This is a genomic window from Roseibium sp. MMSF_3412 (genome assembly GCF_030733265.1).
Taxonomy (GTDB): domain Bacteria; phylum Pseudomonadota; class Alphaproteobacteria; order Rhizobiales; family Stappiaceae; genus Roseibium.
In genome coordinates this window covers 95,613-114,197 of sequence record NZ_JASHJI010000013.1, presented here as the reverse complement: position 1 = coordinate 114,197, position 18,585 = coordinate 95,613, and the positions used below count along the sequence as shown (strand labels likewise).

Here is an 18,585-nt window from a genome sequence, read left to right as displayed (position 1 = left end):
GAACATGTCATCGAATTCCACATCCTCCCCTTCGCTCGATCGGCCCATTCGCGTTCTGCTTGCCGACGACCACGAGCTCGTCCGCGACGGCATCCGGGCACGTCTGCAGAAGGTGCCTGAGCTTGAAATCGTCGGCGAAGCCACCAATGGACGCGAGGCCGTGCGGATGACCCGGAACCTGAAGCCGGATGTGCTTTTGATGGACGTCTCCATGCCGGTGATGAACGGTCTCGAGGCGGCCATGGAAATCCGCAAGACCCAGCCCGGGGTCGGTGTGCTGATCCTGTCGGTCTATGACAATCCCGAATATGTCCGCGGCGTTGTTCAGGCCGGCGCACGCGGCTACATCCTCAAGGACATCTCGGCGCAGGAGATGATCACTGCGATCACCAGCGTCGCGTCCGGCGGCTACTTCTTTTCATCCGCCATCGGGCCGACCCTGGTGGGTGCAAGTGCGTCCGCCCCCGTGGAAGACCCTTACGGATTGACCGAACGCGAGCGGCAGGTCCTGACTGCAATCGCGAAAGGCCAGCCGAACAAGGAAGTCGCCAAGGCGCTCGGGATCAGCGTGCGCACGGTGGAATCGCACCGGCTCAACCTTCGCGAAAAGGTGGGCACACGCAACGCGGCCCAGCTTTACAAGGTCGCGCAGGAATTGGGATTGCTGGACTAGGCGTCTTTCAGGTACATCTGCGCTTGGGGCCGTCCCCCGCGAGAATTCCGTTTCCCTGCAAGGTTCAAAATGACAAAACCGCTTGTCCTGGTAACAGCCGACGTCAAACCCATCGACGGGTTCAACTGGCACGCCGTCAACGCAACCTATCTGCACGCTGTCCTGAAAGGCTCGGACGCAATTCCGATGATCCTGCCCTCGCTCGGCGCGGAGCTTGATATCGACGCGGCGCTCGATCAGGTCGATGGCGTGGTTGCAACCGGATCCCGTTCCAACGTCAATCCCGCGCTCTATGGCCAGGAGCCGACGGAAGCGAACGGCCCCTACGACCCGGACCGCGATGCGACGACGCTGCCCTTGTTGAGAAGAGCCGTGGAACGCGGCATCCCCGTCTTTGCGATCTGCCGCGGCATGCAGGAACTGAACGTCGCCATGGGCGGCACGCTCCTGACCGAGGTACAGGACCTCAGCGGCCGGAAGGATCACAGGGCACCGGTGTCGGAAAAGCAGGACGAGCGCTTCCGGATCGCGCACCCGGTGGACGTTGCCGAAGGCGGCACGCTGGAAGACGTGATCGGCTCCGAGCCGTTCGACGTCAACTCGCTGCACCGTCAGGCCGTGGGCGAACTCGGCGGCGGCCTTGTGATGGAAGCACGTGCAGAGGACGGAACAATCGAGGCAATGTCCGTCAAGGACAGTGCCGGATATGTTCTGGCGACGCAGTGGCACCCGGAATACTGGGTGTCCACGGACGGGCCCTCGCAAAAGCTGTTCTCGGCCTTTGGGGACGCGGTCCGCGCTTACCGGGAAAAGCGGCTCGGGCTCTGACGCTGCTGCAGCACCGCTGCTTGTGCCTTCGGCGCCTCAACCCCAGCCGAGCGCGGCGATCAAAAGCGTTATGCCGAGCAGGAAAACGATGGCGGCGCCGAATATCTCGATTGACCGGTGCACCCGGATCGCCATCGGGCTGCCTTCGCCGAAAAGCCGCACGGCAAGATCCTTTGCACCGACAGCCAGGGCGGCCAGCAGCGAAACCGTGATTCCGGTGCCGACAGCCATCGCCAGCGTCGACGCCACCCCGGCCACGATCATGCCCTGGGACAGGGCAAACACCAGAACCACCAGGGCCCCCGTGCATGGCCTGAGACCGACCGCAAGAATGATGGATACGGCGCGGCCAAGCGTGATCTCGCCCTGAACCATGTCGGGTGTCGGCGCGTGCGCATGGCCGCATGTGGTACACACACCATCCGCATCGAGTACGTGATGGTGGTGGTGGCCATGGTCATGATGATGGTGATCGTGCCCGTGCGTTCCGGCAAAAGCCAGGTTGCCACCGGACAGGCGGTCGGCGATGCTCATCGCCAGGGGTTTCCCGGCCTTTTGCCAAAGCAGCCATCCGCCCAGGCCCGTGATCAGGACATAGGAACCGATTTCGAACCAGCGCGCCGTGTCCTGGATCGCAAGGCTCGTCAGATTGAAGACGACGGCAAGGCCACCGACAAGCACGATTGCGGTGACAGCCTGCGCAAACGCGGACGCAAAGGACAGCATGATCCCCTTTTTCAGGGTCTCGTTGTTGGCAACGACGTAAGAGGTGATGATCGCCTTGCCATGTCCCGGACCGGCAGCATGAAAGACGCCATAGGCGAAAGACAGGCCGATCAGAAGCCAGCCGGCACTGGGGTTGTTCCGGAATGCCCGCAGACTGGCCACCAGTCGCTGGTAAAATTCCTTTTGCTTGATTGCGATCGTGCCAAAGAAGCGATCAAGCACACCGACGCCGACAACGGCGGCCTCCGGGCTGTTGATGACCGCAATCTGTGTCGAGGCAGCAACCTCGTCGGAGCGCGCGGATGCCAGTTCGGAAGAATCGTTTGCCGGCGGGGTCTCGGTTTCCCTGGCAGCACTGGCACCGGCATCCACGGACGCCGTCTGCGTTTCGGCCTGGCCACCCTCAACGGACGCCGGAAGTCCGGCTGCCGCGCTCGCGCAGTTGACGATCATCTGGTTGATCTGGGTAGCGGCCGCCGACTGCAGTTCAGGTGGCAGATCCCGCTGCTCGGGCCCGATCTGCGCCAGCGCGTAAGCAGTTGCTGCATCGAGCGGCGGCGGCTCCTTGCGCGTTACCTGGCACGTACCGGGCGCATTGACCGTCCCGACCGCATCCGCTTCCTGCCCGAACCTGAAATCGACATAGTAGGTCGGATCGTAGACATCGAGCGTTATCGGTGCCGTTGCATCGCTCGGATCCTTGAGCGGCAACACGAAATGAAGCTCAAGTAGCTCCACTTCCTCGATGGCCGTACCGCCATTCAACCGGATATCCTCCTCGATCGCCTCGAAATCCTCCGGCTTCATCATCCAGTAGTCGTGAACGGAATGCGTTGAGACTTCGAGCCAGTAATCCGTCGGAGCGTCAAAATCGAGTTCGACACGCGTATTGTCGCCAAAAGTGAAATATCCGAAATCGGCCATGCTCTCGACATTGACCTTGGCGAGTTCGCCAAGCTCTTCCCGCGAATAGACGCCGTCCCGGTTCGTGTCGAAGCCCTGGATCGCGAAGGCGGAAAACGCATCGTCGAAGCGGAAGACATGCTTGACCGCAACGGCGTTGCCGTCATCGTCGAAGATCAGTTTGGACCTTGCCTCGACGAACACATGCGGATGCGCAACGGCGCTTGTCACGCTGGCAATCAACAGCACCAAGACTGCTGCAAAACAGCTGGAAGCCAGAAGGGCGGCCTCTTGCAAGCAGTTGGAAACAAAGCGCAACGGTATCACCTATGTCGTCGACAGATCGTATTCACATGACATGATTTGTCCTCTGTGAACACAGAAGACGGCAGCATAATGGCTGTATGCGTTGCCGCAGCGCAAAACGATCATGAAAATTTTTTCACATTTTTTTCCGATTTTGAGATCAAGCATTCCGTCAAATGATTAAATTTGAGGTGATTAGAGACAATATTCTCCAAATACCGACTAAATTATTCATAGAGACAACTACTTGTAGAGCCAATCATGAACGCCTTGAACCCCTCCGCCCTGCACAGCGCCGTCTTCGATCATCCGGAAATGGGCGGGCACGAGAACATCGTCTTCGCAAGAGATCGTGACAGCGGACTGAACGCAATCATCGCGGTCCATGACACCACGCTCGGCCCGGCACTGGGTGGCTGCCGTGTCTGGCCATACGAAAAACCGGCCGACGCACTCACAGATGCGCTGCGTCTTTCCCGTGGCATGACCTACAAGAACGCACTCGCGGGACTGGACCTGGGAGGCGGCAAGGCTGTCATCATTGCGTGTCCGCGCGAGGAGAAGTCGCAAGACATGATGGAGGCCTTCGGCGGCCATGTCGAGCGGCTGTCGGGAACTTACATCACCGCCGAGGATGTCGGTGTCTCGCCTGAGGACATGGAAGCCGTCGCGCGCCGCACGGACCATGTGCGCGGCACCAGCGCGACCGGACTCGGCGATCCGTCTCCCTATACGGCCCTCGGGGTGTTCGAGGGCATCAAGGCCTCGGCCATGCATGTTTTCGGAAACGTCGATCTGGAAGGCAGGACCGTTTCGGTACAGGGACTGGGGCATGTCGGTTTCGAGGTAGCCCGACAGTTGGCCGAAGCGGGCGCAACACTGATTGTTTCCGACATCCACGCGCCCGCTGTCGAACGGGCACGCGACGCCCTCGGCGCCTCGGTGGTCGAGGCCGGCGACGCGCATCGCGTCGAAGCCGACATCTTTGTGCCGTGTGCCCTTGGAGCCGGACTGAACGCCCGCACGATCCCCGAGATCCGGGCGCGGATCGTCGCCGGCGCGGCCAACAATCAGCTTCAGACGCCGGCAGACGGCATTGCCCTGAAACGGCGCGGCATTCTCTATGCCCCGGACTATGCGATCAACGCCGGCGGCGTGATCTCGATTGCGCTTGCCAAACCGGGCGAGGACGACGGCCGGGTCCGGGCAAAAACGCTCGCGATCGGTGAAACGCTGACCCGGATCTTCGAACGTGCCGCGCATGAGGACACGACACCGGAAATGGTCGCGGACAAGATGGCCGAGGAAAGACTGGCGCAAGCAGGCCAGGGTACGGACTCATAAATGAAGTCAATTTGGTTTGGATCGTTTTGACCAGCTGCGAGGAGCGAAAGCGCAGGAAATATGGTGCATTTTCAAGCCTTTCGCGACGCGGCAGATGGCCAAAACGGCCAAATCTGAAGGACGGCAAAATGGCTGCACCTCGCAGCGTCACCGCGCTTGACCGGGCAAAAAGCCCGCTCTACTCACGCTTCCTCGCGAGATTTTGCCATTTCTGCCGCCAAATCGGCGACATTTATGGGTCCGTACCCTAGTGACACGGACCATTGCCTGAGATTGTCCGGCGGTGCACTTGCCGCCGGGAGGGCCGGGAATGACGCCTGGAAAGCTTGAGGAACCGGTTCAGGAGTAACGTTTTTCGGAAACTGCCCTGAACATCAACCGAACCTGATGCTTGGCGTCTTCGACGGCGCGCTCGTCCATCTCCGCGTAGCAGGCGGTCACGCCTTCATGGAGCAGATAGAGCGTTGTTGCGAATTGCTCGTTACCGCTCAGGACACCGAAGAAGTCGAGCAATTCGGCCTTGTGCCGGGTTACCGTATCCTTGATCTGCGTACTGTCCGGGTTGGCTGCTAGCGCCTGGCGGAAAAAGCACTCCTTGCCCTGTGTCACGCGCATCCAGCCGCCCAGCTTGTCGAACAACTGTTCCGCTGCTGCCAGTCCGGGCTCGCTCACCCCTTCGCGCACATAGGCAAGATACCGTTGGTGCCGGTATTCCAGCGCACCAAGGATCATGGCTTCGCGGGAGGGAAAGTACCGGTAGAGCGTGCGCATGCTGACACCAACACCTGCGCGCAGTTCCGGCACGCTGGGGTCTGCAAATCCTCGGCTCCAGAATACCCGTTCCAGTCCGGCAGCAATCTGTTTTTGCGCGTCGTTCATGATGAAACTTTGAAACGTATACGTTGCATTTGCAACAAGAATCTGCCTGTGAGCGGGATCACATTTTCCTGCGTTTCACGGCACGTCAAACCGCTCCGGGAACGCGCTGGAACCCGCGCAGCCGCCCCGGCTCAGCCCCTGCCCCTAACAGCCCGGGTTTTTCGAAGACCAGGCGACCAGAAAGTCCACGAACGCCCGCACCTTTGCACTGAGATGGCGACGATGCGGGTAGACCGCATAGATACCGCGCTGCGGCTCTTCATACTCTTCCAATAGAACCACGAGATCACCGTCCCTGACGTCGTTTGCAACGAAAAACAGCGGCGTGCGCAAGAAGCCGAGATTTGCCAGGGCAGCCTCTCTTGCCGCCGAGGCGCTGTTGACTTCAAGCGGGCCGTTCACGGAGACGGAAAGACGCTCTCCATTCGCCTCGAACGCCCAGTTCTGCTTGTAGCGGTAGTTGGTGTCGATGATGCAGGGCCGGGCCGTGAGATCCGCCGGCACCTTTGGCGCACCGTGCTTCTTTATGACATCGGCAGTTGCGCAGACAACGGTCCGGAAGGGAGCGATCTTCCTCGCGATCAGGCTTGAATCCTCCAGCTGTGTCACGCGGATCGCCAGATCGAAGCCTTCTTCGACAAGGTCCACGAACCTGTCTTCCAGACGCAGGTCGAGCCGGATATCGGGATATTGCGCGAGGAACTGCATCATCGGCTTGTTGAGCATGTCGTCGCCCATCGACCTGGGTGCCGACACGCGCAACCGGCCGCGCACTTCCTGATGAGACGACTGCACGGACGCCTGAAGATCGTCGATGCGTTGCAGGATTTCGGCCGCTTCCTTGTAGTAGGCCTCGCCGACCTCCGTGAGGGAGACCTGCCGCGTGGTGCGGTTCAGCAGCCGCACGCCAAGCTCGTCTTCAAGCTCGCCGACATATTTCGAGACAAGCGCCTTTGACCGGCCCATCTCCCGCGCCGCAGCGGAAAAACCGCTCGAGTCGACCACTTGAATGAAACAGCGCATCCGCGTGATTGCGTCCATTCGGCATCCTTCCAGCTTGGGCAACGCATTGAGACGTGCTTACCCGTTTGTCCGGCGGCGGTCAAAGGAGGCAATGCGGGAGCGAAATGCAGAACGGCTCGGGTTAGGGGCGCGAGGCGGTTTTTCGGCGACCGAGCCGCATCACACCCGCAAACAGCGTCACGAACACGAAGCCTGCAAGAGCACCGAGGCCCGCGCTGAAGAACCCGGCGACCGTGATCGGGATGGCGGGCTCGTAGTCTTCCGCCGTTGCCCGTGCGAGCTGGGGATCAAACCCTTGCGCGAACACAAGCAGGCGCTCGATCTGTCCGGCGTTTTCAAGCGCGTCTCGCTGCATCTTGAGGCGCTCAAGCCGTGTATCCGCTACCGCCATACTGTCGCCCCGCGCCCTGACAAAGGGATCTTCGGACGACCTTTGACGCTCTATCGCTTCGGCAACGGACAATCCGAATGCCGATGCATCGCGGTTGAAATCGGCAAGGATCTCTTCAAGCGCATCGATCGCGCCTCCAAGGCGCTGCCTGTATTGCTGCGAAAACTCGGGAAGCTGCGACGTTGCCGTCCCGCTCACCAGCATCACGAATACGATCAGGATCCTGAACATGATGGTCTCCGGGCCCGGTTTGCCGGACGACGGTCAGTCCTGCAAGCTTATGATCCCCGCTTCGCCGCCTTCGGTTCCGAAGGCCAGCCGCACGCCGTCCGCGTCCCAGTCCATCGTAGAAACCGGGCTATTTCCGGGCCGGCGCAAATGCACCTCAGCCTTGTCTCCAAACCGGCACATCGAGACCGACCCGTCCTGATACCCGATGGCAACGACATCCTCTTTCGGATGACAGGCCACCGCGGATACGAGCAGATCGGTTCGTGCGCCCAGTTGAAGCGGTGACTGGCCCATCGGCCCGGTCTTCCCCTGAAACGGCCACAGGATCGCCGCATTGGCACCCGACGTTGCGAGGAATTTGCCCTTGTAGGACCAGCTGAACGATTTGACCTTGGCCGGATATCCGGACATGCGCATGTCCTGGGCATCGGACAGCCGCCAGCCGTGCAACGCATTCTCCTGCATGGCCGTTACGAGGAACTTTCCATCGGGCGAAAAGCTGACCCCGAGATGCGCACCTTTCCAGGAAAACTCGGTCGGCGGCCCGTCGGTTCCGGCCCACCAGAGCGTTGCCCCGTCATACCGGGAAACCGCCAGGCGCGCACCTTTCGGCGCGAATGCCAGACCGCCGACGGCGCGTTCGTGCGTGAATTCCTTCTCCCGGCCATCGCCGAGGCGGGCCCAGGCAACGCGCCCGCACGCAAAGGCCACAGCACCGGACGGACCGGTCGCGATCAGATCGATCCATTTTCGCGGCCGTTCCGCCACCAGTTCGACGGAGGCATCCGAGCCACAGCGATAGAGGCAGCCGTCGTCCCCGGACGTGATCAGGCCGGTGCCGTCCTTGAGAGGTTCGGCGGCCAGCAATCCGGCCTTGTGCGGCCGTAGCTTTTTCTCGCCCTCGCCGGAAAGGGTGATGTCGCCCTCTCCTGACGCGAAGAACACGGTGGTCTTCAAGAAACCGGCGCGGACGACGAAGCCGTCCACGTCCACAGGTGCAATTGTCGGCACGCTTTTTTCCTTGTTAAGCCGCGCAGGCCTGGAAACTCTGCTTCAGGACATCCCAGTTGAGATCCCGTCCGATGAAGACAAGGCGGCTTTCGCGCGGCTCGCCCTCTTTCCAGTCACGCTGATGATCGCCTTCGACGATCATGTGGACGCCCTGAATGACGTAGCGCTGCGGGTCGTCCTTGAAGGACAGGATGCCCTTGAGCCGAAGGATGTTCGGTCCCTGCACCTGGGTCACCTGGCTGATCCAGGGAAAGAACATGTCGGGATTGAGATCACCCGCCCTGAGAGAAATGCTCTTGACCGAATGCGGCGCGTCGTCGTGGTGGTGATGATGATGATCATGGCCGTGATCGTGGTGGTGATCATGGTCATGGTCGTGGTCGCAGTCCGGCCCGCATTCATGGGCCGCATGGCCATGCTCCAGAAAATGCGGATCCAGGGACAGGATCCGGTCGAGGTCAAACGCACCCCGGTCGAGAACCTTGGCAATCTCGATCCCGCAGCGCTCGCTCCGGTGCAGCACCGCATAAGGATTGATCGAGCGGATGCGAGCCTCGACCGTGGCCAGTTCTTCCGGCGTGACCAGATCGGTCTTGTTGATCAGGATCACGTCGGCAAAGGCGACCTGGTCTTCGGCTTCCTCGGTGTCTTCCAGGCGCTGCAGGACGTGGCGCGCATCGACCACCGCAACAACCGCATCCAGCCTCGCGGAGGCTCGCACATCATCATCCATGAAGAAGGTCTGGGCGACCGGTGCCGGATCGGCAACGCCCGTCGTCTCCACGATGATGGCGTCGAAAGCGCCCTTCCGTTTCATCAGGTTCTGAACGGTCCGGATCAGGTCGCCGCGCACGGTGCAGCAGATGCAGCCATTGTTCATCTCGAAAATTTCTTCGTCGGATTCCACGAGCAGATCGTTATCGATCCCGACCTCGCCGAACTCGTTGACGATCACGGCGTAGCGCTGCCCGTGGTTTTCAGAGAGGATCCGGTTGAGAAGCGTGGTTTTTCCGGCACCGAGATATCCGGTCAGAACCGTGACCGGAATCTGTGCCTGGGCGTCCTGGGTCGCGGTCATTGCGAGGGTTCCTGGCCTTGTTGATTTTGCTCAGCCTGTCGGGAAACAGGTTCGTTGGCCGCGAATATAAGCACATCGCGCTTCAATTTGGAGAGACCGGTGAAAAATTCCTGTGCTGACCGGCCTGAGACCGGATAACGGCGAACGCCTGCGCCGCCTTCCGGTCTTTTCACGGACAGGGCCGGACGATAGATTCGAAATCAATGACCTCGAAAGACGAAGGAAGGCAAGCAGCGGATGTTGAAAACGATCAGCGGATTTGACCGCATTGGCGAGGAAAATGCGTTCGCCGTTCTGGCTCGTGCGACCGAACTTGCCGGTCAGGGCCGCGACATCATCAATCTCGGCATCGGCCAGCCCGACTTCCGGACACCGGAACACATCGTGGAGGCGGCGATCAGGGCATTGCAGGACGGGCATCACGGATACACACCGGCCACCGGAATTGCGCCGCTCAGGGAAGCCGTATCGGCCGACCTGCTGAAACGGCACGGTGTCGAAACCGATCCCGGCAATGTTCTTATCGTGCCGGGCGGCAAGGTCACGATGTTCATGGCGATCCTGATGTTCGGAGAACCTGGAGCGGAAATCCTCTATCCGGACCCCGGTTTTCCGATCTACCGCTCGATGATCGAGTTCACCGGGGCGCGACCGGTCCCTGTTCCGATCCGCGAGGAAAACGACTTCGCCTTTTCCGCAGAAGAAACACTGTCACTGATTACCGACAAGACCCGCCTCTTGATCCTGAACTCGCCGGCGAACCCGACCGGGGGCGTGACGCCGAGATCGGAAATCGAAGCTCTGGTCAAGGGACTTGAAAACCATCCGGATGTCGCGGTGATGTCGGACGAGATCTATTCGCAGATGACCTATGACGGCATGGAGCACGTTTCGCTGCTCGGTTTTGAGTCCATCCGCGACCGGCTGATCCTGCTCGATGGCTGGTCCAAGACCTACGCCATGACGGGCTGGCGCATGGGTTTTGCCGTCTGGCCGGACAGCCTGGCGGACAAGGCCCGCAAACTCGCGGTCAACGCCTGGTCCTGTGTCAACGCGCCGGCCCAGTTCGCAGGCCTCGCCGCATTGACGGGTCCTCAGACCGCCGTACGGGACATGGTTGCCGAATTTGACGCCAGGCGGCGCGTGATTGTCGACGGCCTCAACGCGCTCTCCGGCATTTCCTGCCGCACGCCGCTCGGTGCGTTTTATGCATTTCCCAATATCAAGGACACCGGCTGGAAGGCAAAGGAACTTGCCTCGGCCCTGTTGGAAGAGACCGGCGTTGCAACGATCGGTGGACCTGATTTCGGGATTCTCGGAGAAGGATACATCCGTCTTTCTTATGCGAACTCCACAGAAAACATTATCTCCGCACTTGATCGGATCGGCGCGTTTCTGGATCAATAGCAAAATACAAGCGATTACTGCAATTTAGGAAAAAATGGCGGTATTTTACTATTAAAAACACCCCAAGCTCGCTGAAATAACAAATGAATGTACCAATTTTATTAAGGCTTTCCCTGTCAGAATTTACGTAGAGGCATCAAGGGTGCCGGGATGACGGGAGGACGTCGGTTGGAGTCAGTCACACTCGATCTGCAGCAGTCGTTCGGCGGATTGAACGAGGCCGTTCTGGTCACGAACCCGGACAGGATCATCGTCTTCGCAAACGCCGCGATGGAAAAGCTCCTTCGTGTCAGCCGCGAAGACCTGATCGGCAACACGACGAAGCCGTTTTTTGCCGACCCGGCGCAATTCGACCGCATGGCGGAGCTTTATCAGAGACCCTCGGACCAGAAGAACCGCAGAATGTATGCCATCGAGGCTGTGCTGGGCGACGGAACCCGCAAGCAGCTCGAAGTGGTCAGCGCACCGCTGTTCGACACATCGCAGACCCTGTCAGGTCTCCTGTTCATCTCCCGGGATGTCAGCGATCGCAAACAGCTCGAATCCCAGCTGAGCGATCTGGCGCTTACGCTCGAAGACGCGCTGGACGCTATCCTCGAAGGCTTTGCCATTTATGATGCCGAAGACCGGCTGATCATCTGCAACGATACCTACCGCGAGATATACGCCGAATCGGCTCCGGCGATGTTCCCCGGAAACCGGTTCGAGGACATCCTTCGCTACGGACTGAGCAGGAACCAGTACAACACAGGCGGTCTGGACGATGAAGCCTGGCTGGCACGGAGGCTGAAACAGCACCAGGCAGCCGACGGCGCAGTGATCGAACAGCAGCTGGAGACAGGCCGCTGGTTGAGGATTTCGGAAACCCGGACGAGCACTGGCGGGATTGTCGGTATCCGGGCGGACATCACGGAGCTGAAAGACGCCAAGGCTCTGGCAGAGAAGGCCTACCGCAATCTGCATCTCATGGCGGACAGCATGTCTGCCTGTGTCGGTGAAGTCGACCTTGAAGGCAAATGCCTGTTTTTGAACAAGACCGGGTACGCCTGGTTCAACGGAACGCCCGAAGACCTGTTGGGGACCCGCCTCAGGGAACGGCTGCCCTGGAAAGAACGCGACACCGTCCGATCTTTGTTCATGGTGGCGATGGGCGGCGAAAAGGCCTCTGCCGAAATCGGAATGCACTTTCCCGACGGCGTGACCCGCGAATGCCTGATGGACTGCAATCCGCGCTTCAATGACGCTGGAGAGGTCGATGGGCTTGTCGTCGTGATTTCAGACATCACCGACCGCAAGAAGACGGAACGGACGCTGGCGGAGCTCTACGCGATCACGTCGACAAGGGAACTGGGGCATGAGGACAAGATCGCCGAAATCCTGCGTCTGGGATGCGACCATTTCGATCTGCCCGTCGGCATCATCAGTCATGTGATCGGCGAAAACTATACGATCACACACGCCCAAAGCCCGGGCGACACGGTCCAGCCCGGCCAGTCGTTCGAACTCAAGGACACCTTTTGCACCCTGACGCTGCAGGCCGACGAACCCGTCGCGACGGGTCATGCGGGGCAATCGGAATTCGCCGGCCATCCCTGTTACAAGCTGTTCGATATCGAGACTTACATCGGGGTGCCCCTATTGGTGGACGGGATCGTGCACGGGACGATCAATTTCACGGGCCGGGACATACGCAAGCGGCCTTTCACGTCCGCGGATGTTCAGATCATCCGACAATTTGCCGACTGGATCGGCCATGAAATCGCGCGTCAGCGCGATCACCAGGCACTCATGGACGCCAAGATCCGCATGGAGCGCATCGCGAGCATCGACGATCTGACCCAGATCCTCAACCGGCGCGCCTTTCTTGAGAAAGCCAACACGGAAATTCAGCGTTTCCGGAGGTCGAAGCAGGCCTTTACCGCTGTCATGATGGACATCGACCATTTCAAGAGCATCAACGATCAGCATGGACATGCTGCCGGGGACGATGTCCTGAAGCTGTTTACAAGCACGATCAGCAGGGAATTGCGATCCGTTGACATATTCGGGCGGGTCGGAGGCGAAGAATTCTGCCTGATCCTGAGCGGAACCGGCCTGGAGGACGCGTTCACGGTCTGTGAAAGACTTCGCAAGAAGATCGTTCGCAACTGCCAGGATCCGCGACTGTCCCAGGTCGTCACCTGCAGCATGGGGCTCGCGGTCTCGAGCCGTGAAGATGTCGAGTTCTCATCGCTTATGCAAAAGGCAGACACGGCGCTTTACAAGGCAAAATCGACCGGACGCAACAAGTGCGTCATGTATGACGCCTCACCGGATTCAATCGCAGTCTAGAGCTTTTTCACGGGCCTGGAATCTACTCAGCAAGCCGCTGCGCCAGACGCACTCCTGGCGGCGGTGAACTCTCGCGGATCCGAAGCTCCGGCTCGATCACGATCGGTTTGTTCGGAACACGGTCGCCCGCGATCTGCCGCAGCAGCGTCAGCGCTGCGAGACGGCCGATTTTCTCCGGCTGGTTTGCAACGGTCGTCAGGGCCGGTGTTCTTGCGTCGGCCCCATCAATATCGTCGTAGCCGGTGATGGCCATGTCGGGACCCGGCTCGATACCGGCCCTGCGCAGTGTCGTCATCATGCCGAACGCGACCAGATCGTTGAAACCGACAATCGCCGTCGGCCTTTCCGCCGCCTCCAGGATATCCGGAACGGCTGCCCGTCCGTCTGCCTGCGTCATCAATTCCGGCAAATCGACCTGAGCAGCAGGATCGATCCCCGCTTCCTGCAGCGCTTTCATCCAGCCTTCGTGCCGGTGGTAGCCGGTGGAACTGTCCCTGCGCCCGCCGACCATGCCGATCTTGCTGTGCCCCTGCGCCAGCAGATGCTTGGTGATCTGGTAGGTTCCGGCAACATCATCGCCGCGCACACAAGGCGCCCACACCCCGGGCACTTCGCGCGCGACCAGCGTGACCGGGATACCCTGGTCGACAAGCCGGTTGATTTCCTCCGACGTCGTGCCGACTGACGGACACAGGATCAGGCCGTCTGCGCGGTGCTGCAGGAGCGTGTTGACAAATCCCCGCTGCCTTTTCACATCGTCCCGGTGATTGCAGATGAAGATCATCTGCCCCTGCTCTTCCAGCACATCTTCAAGCGCGGAAAATACTTCGGCAAAATAGGGGTTCAGGATGTCATGAACCGCAACCCCCACGATCTGGCTGCGCGACGTGCGCAGGGATGCTGCGGAACGATTGTAGATATAGCCGATCTCTTCGGCAGTCTGCTTGACCTTTTCCCGGGTTTCTTCGGCCACAAGCGGGCTGTCGCGCAACGCGAGCGACACCGTTGCGGTCGATATGCCGAGCTGATCGGCGATATGACCGAGTGTTAATCGCTTGCCTGGCTTGGGCGGTAGATCCCCGGAGGAGGGCGTGGAGTCTTTGTCTTCTGACATTCAGTAGTCTCTATTCCCGCAGCAGCGGCTTTATCAAGCGATAAAGCTCCCGGCCGCTGCGGTAAACAGAACAATAGTAGCGACTGGTGACCGAAATCCTGTTTGTGCTCGTTTTCAGATGCCTCGCCGCGTCTTTCAGCCTCGGCGTATCAGCGTGCCTGAGGAGCGGATTCGTCGAACTCTTCCCTGAGGTTCACGACAACGCGCCTGTTTTGAGACTGGCACTCGATCGAGGAACAGTCCGTCACCGGACGCTCGACGCCATACCCTTTGGACCAAACGCGTTTCGGGCTGACGCCGAGACTGACCAGCTCAGCCATGACGGCATCGGCTCTTTGAGCGGACAGCGTCTTCTGGGCCGCTTCGCTGCCCGGGTCGTCTGCATGCCCCTGCACCTTCACGAGCCATTTCTTGTTCTGTTTCAACCAGTCGGCCTGGTTCTTGATCGTCATCTTGGCTTCTTCGGTCACGACCGCGGACCCCCGGTCGAAATAGACACGGCGTCCGACATTGATGATGAACTCTTCTTCGGACCCGTTCGAGATCTGGCCAAAGCCGGCCGCCGGCGCATTCGTGACATTAGGCGACGAGATACCTCCCGCGGAGTTGCAGGCGGCAAGCCCGGCTCCGCAGAAGACGATGATCATGAAACTCCGGCCCCACTGGCCAAACCAATTAAACAAGAACGCCCCCCAAGACTAACCTATTCCGCTGGCGTGCCGGCTTCAGCCGGCACTTGCGCCAAGATGTTCCAGAACCAGAACGCCCGTGCCTTTCGGACACCGCTGATAGAGATCGATGATGTCCTCCGGCAGCATGCGGATGCAACCACTCGACACATCGTGACCGATGCTCCAGGGCTCAAGCGTCCCGTGCAGCCGGTAGCCGGTGTCGCTGCCATTGTTGTAAAGATAAAGAGCTCTCGGACCGAGCGGGTTGTTTGCCGCACCGCCTTCCACTCTGCGCGGCAGATCCGGCTGACGCTTGAGCATCTCGGGTGGCGGCACCCAGCGCGGCCACAGCGCCTTGCGGTCGATCCGTGCGCGGCCATACCATTTGAAGCCTTCACGCCCGACGCCCACGCCGTATCTCAGCGCCGTGTTGTTTTCCCAGACCCAGTAAAGAAAGTGGTTCTGGGTATCAACCACGACCGTTCCCGGAGGTTCGTCGCTGAAATACTTGACCATCTGGCGGCGCCAGACAGGGTCGATACGGTTGAGGTTTGTCCGACGGTACTGAAAACCGTTGTCCTGCTCATAGCCGTTGAAATAAGCATTGGCGGCAGCGTTGGCATGCGCCAGCTGCGGCAGTGCGAAGGTTCCCGCAACAGCTGCGGCTCCTCCAAGAAAAGTTCGGCGATCCATTGCCATCCCATTCCTCCTAAACAGGTTGGTGATCAAGTGTCACCCGGGGTCCACGCCAGGGGCCATTAAGACGGAAACGCACACGACCCGTCAACCGCCTAGGGAACGGACTCATAAATGAGGCCGAAATGGTTTGTGGCGACTTGCTTCTCGTCAAGGAGCGGAAGCGCAGGAAATGTGGCTCATTTCCCAGCCTTTCGCAACGCCGAGGAGGCGCAAGCCGGTCAAATCCGAAGGACATGGAAATGGCTTCCGCCCGTGGCGTCAGCGTGCTTGACCGGGCAGGAAACCGGCTCGACGCACCCTTTCTGACGGGATTTCGCCATCTCTCATGCCTTTTCAGTCTCATTTATGAGTCCGCACCCTAGAGCTTTTTCCACCCATACACGGGCCGCGAAAACGTGCATCGGCAACGTTTCCGAAGCCCTGACCCGGCCCCCGCCCTCCAGGTGTTCTTCGTTTGGAGAAACAGCTCATGGACCGCAGCCGGAATCAATCTGTGTCTTACAAACCGGGAAAGCGGGAATTCGTCCCGATGCCTGTCGCTTTTCACACCGGTTTTGTGAGAACGTAAGGCGAGGCAAGCATGCGGGAAACGGAAAGCAGGAAGCGGGATGCCGGTAACGGAAATTGAGACCTGGCTGGGAAGGTTGTCCATCTGCGAAGCCGAAGAGGCCATAACAGAAGTGCACTGGAATGGCCCGGCGGGCCGGGATGAAACACCGCTGCTCCGGGAAGCGTCCGCGCAGGTCGCGGCCTATCTGGACGGAAGCCTCAAGACATTCGATCTGCCGCTGGCACCGAAAGGCGGTGACCTTCACCAGTCCGTTTTCCAGGCAATGCTGGCCATCCCTTACGGACGAACCCGCACCTATGGCGATGTCGCGAAGGACCTGGGCACCTATGGCCAGCCGGTCGGTCAGGCGTGCGGAGCCAATCCGATCCCGATCATCATTCCCTGCCACCGCATCCTTTCCGCCAATGGTCTCGGCGGCTACTCCGGCGCGGGTGGCCTCGACACCAAGATCGCTTTGCTGAAGCTTGAGGGCGGATATCCCTTTCTCGTCTGACGCTGCAAACAGCCCGCCTTTTGCTTGTGTCGAACGTCAAACGCGCACCTTGTGGACGTTTTTCGCGAGCGTGTTGAGAATATTTTCAATGCCTGAGACTATAGCGCGTTTGAAATTCCGGCGGAAAGCAGCCGCCCTGAAACGCATTTTTGCTGTCGCACTTTCAGACTATCATCGCGTCGAGCAAATCATACCGGCCCGGGAGCAGCCATGAGCGGACTACTTGCCTTACTCGATGATGTCGCGGCGATTGCGAAAGTTGCAGCGGCGTCGCTCGATGACGTGATCGGCCAGGCTGCCAAGGCGGGCTCCAAGGCCGCGGGCGCGGTGATTGATGACGCCGCCGTCACGCCGAAATACGTGACCGGGTTCAAACCCGCCCGCGAACTGCCGATCGTCTGGCGCATCGCCAAGGGCTCGCTCAAGAACAAGCTGCTCTTTCTGTTGCCCGTCGGTCTTGCACTGAACGAGTTTGCGCCTTGGACGATCACACCATTGCTCATGCTGGGCGGGGCCTATCTTTGTTTTGAAGGCGCTGAAAAGGTCCATCACCTGTTCGCTCACAAGGAAAGCCCCGCGGACCTTCCGCTCGAAGAGGCCGTCGACGCGGTGCATCTGGAGGAGCAGAAGGTTTCCGGAGCAATCAAGACAGACTTCATCCTGTCCGCCGAAATCATGACGATCGCCCTGTCCGAAATTCCGGAAAGCAATATCTGGATGGAGGCCGCGACGCTCGCCGTTGTCGCCATCGGCATCACGGTAATGGTCTACGGATCGGTAGCGCTGATCGTCAAGGCGGATGATGTCGGTCTGATGATGTCCAACAAGGGACGCCTGTCCGTCGTTCGCGCCATGGGCCGGGGCATTGTCAAGGCGATGCCGGGGTTCCTGAAGGTCCTGATGGTCGTCGGCACAGCGGCCATGCTCTGGGTCGGCGGGTCCATCGTGATCCACGGCCTGAAGGAACTGGGCGTCAAGGGCATCTACAACACGATCCATGACATCGCCCATTCGGTGGCACATTCGGTCGGTCAGATCGAGGGTTTCATCGCCTGGGCGGCGACAGCCTCCCTCGATGGTGTTTTCGGACTTATCCTCGGACTGATCCTGATCCCGATCGTGGCCAGGATCATCCTGCCGGTCTGGAACGCGGTCCGGAAAAAACCGGAAGAAGCCGGGGAGCACTGACCACATCGCCAAATCGGAACGGGTGTTTGCAAGCAAGCCGTCAATCGAGTGCGGGACGCAGACACCAGGATTGTTCCTGACCGGAGCACCGGTCTGCCAAGGCCCCGTATATGTCGACGCTCGACAGTGGATCGATCTCAAACGCGTCTTCGTACTGTGCGCGCATGTCCCTCTCGGGAACGGCAAAAGGCGGCCCGTCCATGCGCGCCTGGTCGTAGTCGTAGGTGACAAGCAATTGCGGCACCGGACCGCAAAGCCGGCGCAGATGTCCAACGTAGCTGTCCCGCATGCTCGGCGGCATGGCAACCAGCGCCGCGCGATCGTAGACGGCCTCAACCGGACCGAGATCCGTGTTCCTCAGCTTGAAGAAATCGCCCTGCCACACGACCAGCCCGTTTGAGGCGTATCGGTGGAGATCCCGCACGCGCTCTATGTCCGGAGTGACCTCCAGCCGCTCGAACACGGCGACAACCGCTTCTTTACTCAATTCGCTGCCGCTGACGCGGCAGCCCCGCGCAAGCAGCCAGTCAATGTCCACGCTCTTGCCGCAGAGCGGCAGAAAGACACGCGCGCCGGGGTCCAATTTCAGGGCGGGAAAGTGCCGCGCAAGATGCACGTTGACAGCCCCTTCGTGAAACGCGGTCTTGCCTTCGCGCCAGCGGTTTTCCCAGAAACTCGGTTCCATCTTATCCATCCATTCGCGCCGCATTCCGGTGGC

The 18,585-nt window shown here is 60.0% G+C and carries 17 protein-coding genes; 7 read left to right on the top strand and 10 right to left on the bottom strand.

The features are described from left to right. Nucleotides 1-4: 4 nt before the first annotated feature. Both RBB49_RS20605 and RBB49_RS20600 read left to right on the top strand, forming a co-directional pair. On the top strand, nucleotides 5-673 hold the full coding sequence (locus RBB49_RS20605; protein WP_306144772.1) for a response regulator transcription factor: 669 nt from the start codon (nucleotides 5-7) through the stop codon (nucleotides 671-673). 69 nt (nucleotides 674-742) lie between these two features. Continuing rightward, nucleotides 743-1,501 carry a gamma-glutamyl-gamma-aminobutyrate hydrolase family protein gene (locus RBB49_RS20600; RefSeq protein ID WP_306144771.1) on the top strand — a complete coding sequence of 253 codons (759 nt, stop codon included), beginning with the start codon at nucleotides 743-745 and terminating at the stop codon, nucleotides 1,499-1,501. A gap of 36 nt (nucleotides 1,502-1,537) precedes the next feature. Here the strand turns inward: RBB49_RS20600 and RBB49_RS20595 are convergent, their stop codons facing one another. Further along, nucleotides 1,538-3,379: a DUF1007 family protein gene (locus RBB49_RS20595; RefSeq protein ID WP_306144770.1), complete on the bottom strand. Its 1,842-nt coding sequence runs from the start codon at nucleotides 3,377-3,379 to the stop codon at nucleotides 1,538-1,540. 318 nt (nucleotides 3,380-3,697) lie between these two features. On the opposite strand from RBB49_RS20595, the gene RBB49_RS20590 reads away from it, so the two are divergent. Next, complete coding sequence (locus RBB49_RS20590) at nucleotides 3,698-4,780, top strand: Glu/Leu/Phe/Val dehydrogenase dimerization domain-containing protein (protein WP_306144769.1); 1,083 nt, start codon at nucleotides 3,698-3,700, stop codon at nucleotides 4,778-4,780. 339 nt (nucleotides 4,781-5,119) lie between these two features. On the opposite strand, the gene RBB49_RS20585 is transcribed toward RBB49_RS20590, so the two are convergent. The 5 genes from RBB49_RS20585 to RBB49_RS20565 form a co-directional block, all read right to left on the bottom strand. Next, entirely contained in the window at nucleotides 5,120-5,659 is a 540-nt protein-coding gene (locus RBB49_RS20585; RefSeq protein ID WP_306144768.1) for a TetR/AcrR family transcriptional regulator, read from the bottom strand. A 144-nt stretch (nucleotides 5,660-5,803) separates the two neighbouring features. Then, entirely contained in the window at nucleotides 5,804-6,700 is an 897-nt protein-coding gene (locus RBB49_RS20580; RefSeq protein ID WP_306144767.1) for a LysR family transcriptional regulator, read from the bottom strand. Nucleotides 6,701-6,803: 103 nt separating this feature from the next. Continuing rightward, nucleotides 6,804-7,304 carry a DUF2937 family protein gene (locus tag RBB49_RS20575; protein WP_306144766.1) on the bottom strand — a complete coding sequence of 167 codons (501 nt, stop codon included), beginning with the start codon at nucleotides 7,302-7,304 and terminating at the stop codon, nucleotides 6,804-6,806. Between the two features lie 33 nt (nucleotides 7,305-7,337). Next, complete coding sequence (locus RBB49_RS20570; protein ID WP_306144765.1) at nucleotides 7,338-8,315, bottom strand: WD40 repeat domain-containing protein; 978 nt, start codon at nucleotides 8,313-8,315, stop codon at nucleotides 7,338-7,340. A gap of 13 nt (nucleotides 8,316-8,328) precedes the next feature. After that, the gene (locus RBB49_RS20565) at nucleotides 8,329-9,393 is read right to left on the bottom strand and encodes a GTP-binding protein (protein ID WP_306144764.1); all 1,065 of its coding nucleotides are present in this window, start codon (nucleotides 9,391-9,393) and stop codon (nucleotides 8,329-8,331) included. Nucleotides 9,394-9,630: 237 nt separating this feature from the next. Between RBB49_RS20565 and RBB49_RS20560 the strand changes: the two genes are divergently transcribed. Both RBB49_RS20560 and RBB49_RS20555 read left to right on the top strand, forming a co-directional pair. Further along, a complete protein-coding gene (locus RBB49_RS20560) occupies nucleotides 9,631-10,800 on the top strand; it encodes a pyridoxal phosphate-dependent aminotransferase (RefSeq protein WP_306144763.1) in 1,170 nt (389 codons plus the stop codon). A gap of 168 nt (nucleotides 10,801-10,968) precedes the next feature. Further along, nucleotides 10,969-13,131 (top strand): diguanylate cyclase, encoded by a 2,163-nt coding sequence (locus tag RBB49_RS20555; RefSeq protein WP_306144762.1) that lies wholly within the window; start codon nucleotides 10,969-10,971, stop codon nucleotides 13,129-13,131. Between the two features lie 22 nt (nucleotides 13,132-13,153). On the opposite strand, the gene RBB49_RS20550 is transcribed toward RBB49_RS20555, so the two are convergent. The 3 genes from RBB49_RS20550 to RBB49_RS20540 all read right to left on the bottom strand — a co-directional run bounded on the left by RBB49_RS20550 (nucleotide 13,154) and on the right by RBB49_RS20540 (nucleotide 15,615). Next, a complete protein-coding gene (locus tag RBB49_RS20550; RefSeq protein ID WP_306144761.1) occupies nucleotides 13,154-14,245 on the bottom strand; it encodes a LacI family DNA-binding transcriptional regulator in 1,092 nt (363 codons plus the stop codon). A gap of 149 nt (nucleotides 14,246-14,394) precedes the next feature. Continuing rightward, a complete protein-coding gene (locus tag RBB49_RS20545) occupies nucleotides 14,395-14,928 on the bottom strand; it encodes an OmpA family protein (protein ID WP_306144760.1) in 534 nt (177 codons plus the stop codon). Nucleotides 14,929-14,970: 42 nt separating this feature from the next. After that, entirely contained in the window at nucleotides 14,971-15,615 is a 645-nt protein-coding gene (locus RBB49_RS20540) for a L,D-transpeptidase (RefSeq protein ID WP_306144759.1), read from the bottom strand. Nucleotides 15,616-16,223: 608 nt separating this feature from the next. Here RBB49_RS20540 and RBB49_RS20535 point away from each other — a divergent pair. After that, on the top strand, nucleotides 16,224-16,679 hold the full coding sequence (locus tag RBB49_RS20535) for a methylated-DNA--[protein]-cysteine S-methyltransferase (RefSeq protein ID WP_306144758.1): 456 nt from the start codon (nucleotides 16,224-16,226) through the stop codon (nucleotides 16,677-16,679). Nucleotides 16,680-16,889: 210 nt separating this feature from the next. Then, nucleotides 16,890-17,867 carry a DUF808 domain-containing protein gene (locus RBB49_RS20530; protein WP_306144757.1) on the top strand — a complete coding sequence of 326 codons (978 nt, stop codon included), beginning with the start codon at nucleotides 16,890-16,892 and terminating at the stop codon, nucleotides 17,865-17,867. A gap of 40 nt (nucleotides 17,868-17,907) precedes the next feature. Here RBB49_RS20530 and tmpT read toward each other — a convergent pair whose 3' ends face one another. Next, on the bottom strand, nucleotides 17,908-18,561 hold the full coding sequence (tmpT, locus tag RBB49_RS20525; RefSeq protein ID WP_306144756.1) for a thiopurine S-methyltransferase: 654 nt from the start codon (nucleotides 18,559-18,561) through the stop codon (nucleotides 17,908-17,910). Nucleotides 18,562-18,585 lie beyond the last annotated feature (24 nt).